The organism is Anaerovorax sp. IOR16 (assembly GCF_017168145.1).
Classification (GTDB): domain Bacteria; phylum Bacillota; class Clostridia; order Peptostreptococcales; family Anaerovoracaceae; genus IOR16.
On the sequence record NZ_JADQTL010000010.1, the window covers coordinates 681,098 to 691,148 of the forward strand.

Sequence of the window (10,051 nt, forward strand, 5' to 3'; positions counted from 1 at the left end):
ATTTAATGGATTTGCCTAAAATTACAGATTCAGAGAGGGAGGTTATGAAGTTATTATGGGAAGAAAGTCCTCAGACTGCAAATGAAATTATTGCGGTACTTTCAGAAAAAATGCAATGGTCAGAGCAAACGATTAAGACTTTTTTGAATCGGCTGCATAATAAAAAAGCAATTCGATTTGAAAAAGATTCGAGGAGCTATCTTTATTACCCTTTAATAACAGAGGATAGTTATTATTGTGCTGAAAATAAGTCATTTTTAAATCGAGTATATGACGGAGCAATTGGTATGCTTTTTTCTCGCTTTCTAGAAGATGAAATGCTTACAGATGAAGAAATTGAAGATCTAAGAAAATTGCTTGAGAAGAAAAGAAAACAAACTTTAGAAAAGAAGGATTAAAGATTGATGCAATTTTATAGTAAAAAGAAAAAAGCTACTCTGAATCCTATAAAATAGGTTGTTTTGATAGAACAAACCTTAGGCTTCAGAATAGCAGTTTAAAAATGTTCATTATTATTGTATCAAAAGAATTTGAGTACATCAAGTGTACAAAGGTAGATCTATTCCAACTTACAATAATATTAGAAAGGAAAAGTGTTTACTGATGATTTACGTCATATTTCACTCTTTTATAACTACTTCGTGGATTACATCAATCGTTATCATGTTCGTAATATTATTTCGTAAGGTATTTGGGACTTATATGGGAACGAAATTACGTCAAATATTATGGGGGATAATATTGCTTCGTTTGCTATTTCCAGTATTGCCAGAAAGCTCGATGAGTTTGATGAATTGGATTCCAACACCACAACAAATCATTCAGAGCGTCGTAGAAGGAATTGCAGATAATTCTATAGGACAACCGAACCATAATGAGGAAACAGAGCAAATACAAAGTGAAGAAACTGAGTTTCAAATAGAACAAAATCAACCTGTATTTTTAATGAATCGTAGTTATAACGATAAGGATGTTGCAGGTGGGAAAGAAGCGATAAGCGGTTTTGTTTCTTTATCGCTAGAGGAGATGTTGTTTTTTATTTGGGCAACGGGAGTAGTATTATTTTTAGGAATAGGTATTACGTCTATAATGATTTTTCAACGAACAAATTACAAAACAGAGCAAGATGTGAGCCCACAGATTTTAGAGGAATTTTTAAACTGTAAACGGATATTAAAAATAAAAAAGAATATCTTACTGAGGCAGTTGCCAAAAATAAAGAGCCCTATTATAACAGGAGTCTTTAAGCCTAAAATCTATTTGCCACAAGAATTAATAGAACATATAGGTCCGGAGCAACGGATATCTATCTTACTCCACGAGCTTTTACATTGGAAAAGAAAAGATACCATTTGGAATTTTGTATTATTTCTAGTAATCTCGCTGCACTGGTTTAATCCACTTGTATGGTTAGCATCACAGAAAATGAAAGAAGATTGGGAAATGAGCTGTGATGCAGCGGTACTTGAAGTGCTAGGAGAAGATGAAGTGATATCTTACGGTAATGCAATTCTTCAAGTGGCACAATTTCAAAATGGACGGTTGAAAGGATTCTTGTATCAAACCGCCTTTTACGGAAACAAAAAACAAATAAAAAGGAGAATTTTGATGATTAATAAATTTCATATAGGAATGGCAAATAAAATTACAAGTATAGCATTGATTGCTTGTATCGGGTTAGGAATTGTTACTCTAACGGATTCAACTAGTTATGCAGATAGAGCAAAATTAAATGAGAATAATGTAAAGACAACAACCAACCATTTTGATCCATATGCAACTCCTTCAAAGTTTCAGTTGTACAATCCTAGTTATCAATATTTCGATGAATTAGAACAATTCTGCCGTTATGCTGACTTTTCATTTCAGATTCCAAATGATTTGCCTAAAATTTTTGAAGTCAATGATTATAGAATTCATCGTGATGAAAAAAATAAATCTGTGATTGAGGTAAATTATTGGTACAACACTATGAACGGGGCTATGGTGGAAGAAGCGGAAGAAGAACATTTTCAACTAAAAATATCTGAGAATAATTTGTTGCAGACGATGATTCCGAATTTAACGGAAGAAGAAAAGAAAGAAAGCCGCTTTACATATCATCATGAAATCAAGCACAAAGTATTTGCAGGGATATCAGGAACCCAGCTAACCATTACGAGAAAAGATAAAGAAGGATATCCTTCTGGGGGAAACAATGAGTCCATAGAGGAGCAAACAGAGCATTTTATTTGGAAAAAAGACGGTGTTTGGTATGCAATGGAATATTTAACAGAGGTAAAATTAAAAGAGAAATCTTATTACTCATTATATTTATCTGATAAAGAAGTTGAGAGTGTAATTGCTTCTTTTACGGACCCGAAAGAGATTACGCATCCAGGGTATAGTCCCCAAAAAGAAATGACGTCTTTTGCTGTTTATGATGAGAATGATTTAAAAAGAGTTTCTAGGGATTGGGGTTTTTCACCGAAGTTACCTATGGAGCTGCCTGGTTTAAAAGCAAAATCAGCTAACATGAGTGATGTTCTTTTTAATGATGATGAGTATGGTATTTTTAGTGTACGCTATGTTTCTAGCAAGAATCCTTCATCGAAGTACATTGCAGAATATGAACAGGCGACCTTACCAGCTGAATATAAGAGCCTGGAAAAACTCTATCAGGAACAGCAGAAAAGAGAGCTTAAATCTGCTGAAACTGCATGCATATTACAGATAATCAAAGGAGAAAAGGTATATGCCTTAGAAGAGAAAAATAAAACGACTCAGAGAATGCATTATTATTGGAAGAACGGATCTTTAAGCATTGATGGTCAATTAGGAGACCATATAGAAGTATTAAAAATTTTAATTCTTAATACGAAGTAAAATTAAAAAAAGCTGTCTCATGATTTAGAGACAGTTCAGACTGTAGACAAGGATATCTCTATCTTTGCCTACAGTTTTTTTTACATAATGTAATACATAAAATATATGTATAAATACATGGAGGTATTTGCTTTATGATGGGTAAGAAAGATTTATTAGGTCGTGATCAATTTCAAATGGTAACCTTGAATTCTCTTGTTCCACAAGATCATATTATTCGTAAGATAGATACTGCGATTAATCTCTCTTTCATTTATGACCTTGTAAAAGATTTGTATTCTGGATGTGGGAAAAGAAAGCATCGATCCTGTTGTCTTAATTAAAATTACCCTCATTCAATATACCTTTGGTATTCGATCCATGAGACAGACCATTAAAGAAATTCAAACGAATGTAGCTTATCGATGGTATCTTGGTTATAGTTTAGAGGAAGAAATTCCTCACTTTTCTACCTTTGGTAAAAACTACTCTCGTCGGTTTCAAAATACTGACTTATTCGAACAAATCTTTCAAAGAGTCATTGCTGAAATCATGGAATATGAATTCATTAATTCAGAAAGCATTTTCATTGACGGTACACATATTAAAGCAAGTGCAAATAACCATAACAGTGAAAAAGAAACCGTTTTGGAATCCGTTAAATACTATGAAAAAGAACTAATGAAAGAAATTAACGAAGATCGCATTGAACGAGGAAAACAAGCTTGTAAAAAAAAACGGAAGCCAAAGAAAAGACAAAAGTAATCAAGAAAAGTACCGTAGATCCGGATTGCGGTGTATTTCATAAAGGAAAGCATAAGGTAGTATTTGCTTATGCTGCAAATGTAGCTTGCGATCGAAACAATTACATACTTGCTTTTCATACAAATCCAGGAAATGTACATGACTCAGTTGCATTCCCAAAGATTTATGAAAAAGTAAAAAGATATAAAGGTGTAAAAAATATTGTAATGGATTCCGGATATAAAACACCTGCAATTGCTAGAGAAATACTCAAAGATAAACGAATTCCTATCCTACCATACAAACGACCTATGACAAAAAATGGTTATTTTAAAAAACACGAATATGCTTATGATGAATACTATGATTGCTTTGTATGCCCAGAAAACCAAGTGTTAAACTATACTACAACAAATAGAGAAGGGTATCGGGAATATAAGAGTAAAGGAGAAATTTGCAAGAGTTGCCCTTCCTTATCAGAATGCACAGCAAGTAAGGACCATGTAAAAGTAGTCACACGTCATATATGGGAAAACTACATAGAGCAATGTGAGGACATTCGTCATACTCCAAAGTATCGAGATCTTTACAAACTACGGAGTCAAACCATTGAGCGAGTCTTTGCAGATGCAAAAGAAAAACATAATATGCGTTATACACAATATCGAGGGATTCAGAAGATAGAAATGGAACTGAATCTTCTTTTTGCGTCCATGAATCTAAAAAAACTAGCAACATGGATTCATAAATCTGAAAGAAGGAATCAAATGGCATAGAGATATCCTTTTATTTTTTCTTTTTTTAAAAGCTTTATAGAAAAAATAGAAAATACCTTGCAGAAATTATAAGAATATAAATTTAGCAAGGTATTTTGTCTACAGTCTGAGCTGTCTCATGATTTAGAGACAGTTTTTTTATATTTTTTGGTATTGTTTTTTCGTTTAGATTTTACCTTTATGAATGGTAATACTTGGATATTTATACGTAATAGTATAGACACTAAAAGTATAACAAGCTAAAATTTAGAAAAGATATGTCGAAAATAGTCTAAAAATGAAAAATTTTGACTTGTATATTTCATATAATATCATTTGATTATTTAAAAATCAAATAATTTTGATTTTTAAGTATTATTTTATGGTTATAAGTGGTAATTATTTTGGTCAAATTTTTATGCATCAGGAGGAAATGACAATGCCAAGAAAAGGTGAGAATATTTATAAGCGTTCAGATGGTCGGTGGGAAGGTCGATATGCTATAATTATAGACAATACAACGGGTAAAAAAAAATATCATTCTTTATATGGTAAAACATATTCGGAAGTGAAAAAGAAATTAATAGTTGCAAAACAAGGAGTTGCTACAAATCGATTATTAGAAACATCGAAAACAAAGTATAAATTAGCTGAATGGCTTCAATTATGGCTAAGCCAATATGCTAAGTTTAATGTAAAGGATTCAACATTTTCAAATTATTATTATTGTATCCATAATCATATAATTCCTAAATTAGGATATGTGAATTTAAAACAATTAAATACTTTTAACTTACAGGTTTTTTTTAACGAAAAGTTAGCAAATGGAAGGATAGATGGAAAAGGAGGCTTATCTTCTAAAAGCGTTAAGGATATACACACAATTTTATCCGCAGCGTTAAAACAAGCTTTAGATAATAATTTAATTGATAAAAATCCTTGCATGAAAATAAAACTTCCTACAGACAAATACAGTAGTATCCGTGTTTTGAGTGTTGATGAACAAAAAATACTTGAAGATGCAGCTCTGAATTCGGAACATTATTTGTCAATCGCCATTATACTTGCACTTTATACAGGTTTAAGACTTGGTGAAGTATGTGCATTGCAATGGAAAGATATAGATTTATCAAATGGAATTTTAAGAGTCACTTCTAATTTGCAAAGAATAAAACTTGTTTCTCAAGAAGAAAACAAAAAAACTAAAATAGTAATAGGGACTCCCAAAAGCAGTTCTTCTATAAGAGATATTCCGTTTTCTAGGGGGTTATGTCGTTACTTAGCGATAAAGAAAAAGTCAAACAATCTTAAATTTGTTGTTTGTAATCATGAAGAAAATTTTGTTGATCCTCGGACAGTACAAAGTTATTTTAAGAAACTAACCAATCAAATGGGAATTGAGTCTGCAAGCTTTCATACTCTTAGACATACTTTTGCTACTAGGGCAATTGAAGTCGGTATGGATATAAAATCTGTAAGTGAGATTTTGGGTCATGCAGATGTTTCGATTACTCTAAAAAAGTATGTCCATTCTCTTACGGAACACAAGAGAAGTCAAATGCAGAAAATTGATACACTTTGGAGCAATAACCGTCAAATTTTTAGTCAAAATTAGAGGAATGCTTTAAAACCAATATAAAAACAGAAGGATTCATAAAGGTAAAATCTTTATGAATCCTTCTGTTTTATATAATTATTTTGTGCAGATATACTACTTCTATACAATTCATGTTAATTTATTGATTTGAATGATAAAGGAACTTGCGTATGAAACATAACTATGAAAGTAATGAATTAATTCATGAAATGAATTTATTAAAAAATACATTTGATGTAGTAAGGCTTATTGATGTAAAAAGACATAAGCAATGCACTTTTTTATTGAAACAAACTGACATACAGTATGGTAATTATGAATGTTATTCTATGTGCAAAGAAAATCATTATATCTCAAATTGTATATTAATTAAAGCATTTCAAAATAAAACAATATATACAAAGTTTGAATTCTTTCATAACGATATCTATTATTTTGTTGCAAAATATGTACAAGTAAACGGGCTTGATTATGTCTTAGAATTAATTAGTAAAATGAACAAAAATAAAATGTTTGATTATAGGCAATACAATTCGTTAGACATTCCAAAAGAATATCCGTCCAGTAAAAAAGTAAAAATTGGACGGAAACTCCCTAGAATGAAGAATTCGATGATTTCTTTTGATCAGTTATTAGAGAGCATAAATAATAATGAATTTTACTTGCTTTATCAACCTAAAATTGAAAATCTAACAGGCAGAGTAATTGGATTGGAAGCATTAATTCGATGGACTAAAATGGATAGCCTTTTGAATTCTTCAGAAAGTTTTATTATAGATTTTGAGAAAAATAAGTTAATTCATTTAATTGATTACTATGTTTTACGTAAAATAATTGAACTAATGAGAAACTGGAAAGAGCATAGGAAAAAAATAATACCGATATCGATAAACATGTGCTGTTCAACATTACTTCGCGATGACTTTTTTCTTACAATTGAAGTGATGATGGGAAATGATACTTTTGCAAGTGAAATAGAAATAGAAATAACCGAAAGAAATATACCGTTAAATAAGATAAAAGAACTGACAGATGTAGTAGAAAGATTAAAAAAAATAGGCTTTCATATTGCGTTGGATGATTTTGGAGCATACTCAGCGAATTACCCTTTGGTCCTTGAGCTTAATATAGACACCCTAAAAATAGACAAGTCTATGATAGCTAATATAAAACATAATATGAAAATACAAAAAATTTTAGAAAATACTTTTTCCATATGCAAAGCATTTGATATTCGTGTCATTGTTGAAGGTGTAGAGGAAAAAGAACAGCTTCAAATATTAACAAGCATAGGGAGTGAGTTTTCACAAGGATACTATTTTTCAGAACCTGTTCCACTTTCTTCAATAAAGCAGATATATTAATTAAAGTTTTCCAGAAACCTAACTTACAGATTTATAACAAACAACAACAATAGAAACTTAGGAGGATTTAATAACATGAAATCATTAAAAATGCGGTTGGTACTAATATTTACAACAGTAATATTTTTTTTGACGACAGTACTGGGTTTTGTCTCTACGCAGGTGGTAAGTCAAAATTTAATCAAACGTACACACAGTGATCTAATAGAAATAGCTGAAGAAGAAGCCAAATACATTCAAGCTACGAGAGATACGGAGCTAAGGTATATTGATGCCCTTGCACAGAATGCATTGATTGCAGATCAAACAGTTAGTTTGGAGGAGAAAATTTCTTTTTGTGAAACAGAGGCAAAAAGAACTGGCTATCAGGCATTTGCCTTTGCTGATAAAAACGGAAACAGTACTGTTTATAATTCAAAAAGAGAAAAAACAAATGTTGCAGACCGAGACTATTTTAAAACCGCAATGACAGGTGAAATGGCTGCTTCTGATTTAATTGTAAGCAGTGCGACCGATGAGCTTGTTATTATATTCGCTGCTCCAGTTTATAAAAATGGTCAGCAAATCGGTGTGTTTTATGGAAGAAAAGATGGGCAAATTCTATCAGATATTGTGAGTAAAGTGAATTATCGTAAGAGCGGTTATGCCTATATGGTAAACAATCAAGGAACTACAATTGGACATAAAAATAAAGATATCGTTTTAAAACAAGATAACGATATTGAAAATGCTAAAAAGGACAGTACTCTTAAAGAGTTAGGAAAACTTACGGAATCTATGATAACTCGTGAATCTGGAAGTGGAGATTATACTTTTAATGGTATAAATAAAATTGTTGCATTTACTCCAATCGAAGGAAGCCCATGGATTATTGCATTAGGAGTCGAATCTAGTGAAATTCTAGAAGAGGTTAATGCAATAAAATTTATACTTATAGTTTTATCATTAGCTGCAATTATAATCGGTGCGATTGTGACTATTTTTGCAAGCAATAAAATTGCAAAACCAATTCAAAAAATAACAGGAGCTGCTCAGGAGATTGCAGACGGAAATTTTGATGTTACTCTTTCGGTAGATTCTCATGATGAGGTGGGGCAGCTTGCTGAGGCGTTTAATTTAACAATAAAGAGGTTGATTAATTATCAGGAATACATAGATAAAATATCCGATGCTTTAATGAAGATATCGGATGGAGATTTAACCATTAAATTACAAAAAGAGTATGCTGGACAGTTTAAAAAGCTTAAGGAAAATATGAAAGCTCTCATTGAAAATTTAAATTTCACATTCCTCGAAATCAACCAATCGGAAGAGCAAGTAAATAGTGGTGCCGCACAGGTAGCAAATGGAGCGCAAGCTTTGTCGCAGGGTACAACGGAACAAGCAAGCTCTATTGAAGAATTATCTGCATCCATAAGCGAAATTAATGAACAGGTTAGGGCTAGTGCAGAAAATGCAAAATCAGCAAGTGGAAAGGCGAAATTAGCGGGGACAGAGCTTGACAGCAGTAATGAATACATGAAAAATATGGTTTCTGCCATGGGTCAAATCAGTCTGAAATCCTCTGAGATTTCAAAAATTATTAAAGTAATTGAGGATATTGCTTTTCAAACTAACATTTTAGCTCTAAATGCAGCTGTTGAAGCTGCAAGAGCAGGAGCTGCAGGAAAGGGCTTTGCAGTAGTAGCCGATGAGGTGAGAAATCTTGCAGGAAAATCAGCAGAAGCGGCAATGAGTACAACCAGTTTGATTGAAGAAACTCTGTCTGCCGTTGAAAATGGATCCAACATTGCCGAACAAACAGAAAGTTCTTTAGGTAAGAGTGCGCTTCTAACAAAGGAGGCAGTCTCATTGATTCATGATATTGCAGAAGTTTCTAATGAGCAGGCAATGTTAATTGCACAGGTTAATTTAGGTGTAGAACAAATTTCAGCAGTCGTTCAAACCAATGCAGCTACCGCAGAAGAAAGTGCAGCGGCAAGTGAGGAATTAGCAAGTCAATCAACCCTTCTAAAAGAACTGATTTCAAAGTTTAAATTGAAACAAACGGAAGACATAAATAAGAGAGAAGGTTTTATACAAGATATGAGCGATAGGGAAAGACAAGAAATATTTGTTGAGGAATCAGATTTAAAATACTAAAAAATTAAGAGGGGGACAGTTTCAAGTTTTGTGTAAACTCAAAAATCTGATATAAGATATGTGAATAGTTACTTAAGGGCAGAGTCAATTTTGGGATTCTACCCTTGTTTGCATTATACAATGATTTTTTTGCATGTCAATAAAACTTGCCGAACAAGTTGTTTTTTAGAAGTTGAGATTTTTTAGTCTTTCCTCAAAATAAATCTCTAACTGGGAATATATCCGTCCCCAGTCCCTACGATATCCTGTCCACTTTTTTGTGATATCTATCGTTGCCAGATATAGCATTTTTAAAAGGCTATCGTCAGAAGGAAAAATTGTCTTGCTTTTTGTTACTTTACGAAGTTGACGATTAAATCCCTCAATGGCATTTGTGGTATAAATAAGCCGCCTAACAGCTTCAGGATATTTAAAATAGGTTGCTAAAGTTGACCAATTATCATGCCAAGATTTATAGATTTTCGGATATTTTACATCCCATTTTTCTTGAAACAACTCCAATTCATTTAGGGCTAATTCTTCTGTTGGGGCAGTATAGACTCGCTTCAAATCAGCCATCAGAGCTTTCAAATCTTTGTAGGATACAAATTTAGTGGAGTTACGGA

At 32.2% G+C, this 10,051-nt stretch carries 6 protein-coding genes and 1 pseudogene; 6 read left to right on the plus strand and 1 reads right to left on the minus strand.

What is annotated here, in order from left to right:
* Positions 1–5 precede the first annotated feature (5 nt).
* The 6 genes and pseudogenes from I2490_RS13750 (at position 6) to I2490_RS13775 (ending at position 9,446) form a co-directional block, all read left to right on the plus strand.
* Positions 6–398: a BlaI/MecI/CopY family transcriptional regulator gene (locus I2490_RS13750; RefSeq protein WP_206460315.1), complete on the plus strand. Its 393-nt coding sequence runs from the start codon at positions 6–8 to the stop codon at positions 396–398.
* 205 nt (positions 399–603) lie between these two features.
* Positions 604–2,865 (plus strand): M56 family metallopeptidase, encoded by a 2,262-nt coding sequence (locus I2490_RS13755; protein ID WP_206460316.1) that lies wholly within the window; start codon positions 604–606, stop codon positions 2,863–2,865.
* Positions 2,866–2,999: 134 nt separating this feature from the next.
* A pseudogene (locus I2490_RS13760) lies at positions 3,000–4,364 on the plus strand (IS1182 family transposase).
* Between the two features lie 418 nt (positions 4,365–4,782).
* Positions 4,783–5,958 carry a tyrosine-type recombinase/integrase gene (locus I2490_RS13765; protein WP_206460317.1) on the plus strand — a complete coding sequence of 392 codons (1,176 nt, stop codon included), beginning with the start codon at positions 4,783–4,785 and terminating at the stop codon, positions 5,956–5,958.
* A 152-nt stretch (positions 5,959–6,110) separates the two neighbouring features.
* Entirely contained in the window at positions 6,111–7,304 is a 1,194-nt protein-coding gene (locus tag I2490_RS13770; protein ID WP_206458029.1) for an EAL domain-containing protein, read from the plus strand.
* Between the two features lie 75 nt (positions 7,305–7,379).
* Positions 7,380–9,446, plus strand: coding sequence for a methyl-accepting chemotaxis protein (locus I2490_RS13775; RefSeq protein WP_206460318.1), 2,067 nt, complete (start codon positions 7,380–7,382; stop codon positions 9,444–9,446).
* Positions 9,447–9,611: 165 nt separating this feature from the next.
* On the opposite strand, the gene I2490_RS13780 is transcribed toward I2490_RS13775, so the two are convergent.
* Positions 9,612–10,051: transposase (locus tag I2490_RS13780; protein WP_206460319.1), on the minus strand; the 440-nt coding region annotated here is incomplete at its 5' end.

Excerpts from the sequence above, each read along its gene's own strand:
- I2490_RS13775 (WP_206460318.1), top strand. The coding sequence starts at position 7,380 with ATGAAATCATTAAAAATGCGGTTGGTACTAATATTTACAACAGTAATA.
- I2490_RS13765 (WP_206460317.1), top strand. The coding sequence starts at position 4,783 with ATGCCAAGAAAAGGTGAGAATATTTATAAGCGTTCAGATGGTCGGTGG.
- I2490_RS13755 (WP_206460316.1), top strand. The coding sequence starts at position 604 with ATGATTTACGTCATATTTCACTCTTTTATAACTACTTCGTGGATTACA.
- I2490_RS13750 (WP_206460315.1), top strand. The coding sequence starts at position 6 with ATGGATTTGCCTAAAATTACAGATTCAGAGAGGGAGGTTATGAAGTTA.
- I2490_RS13770 (WP_206458029.1), top strand. The coding sequence starts at position 6,111 with ATGAAACATAACTATGAAAGTAATGAATTAATTCATGAAATGAATTTA.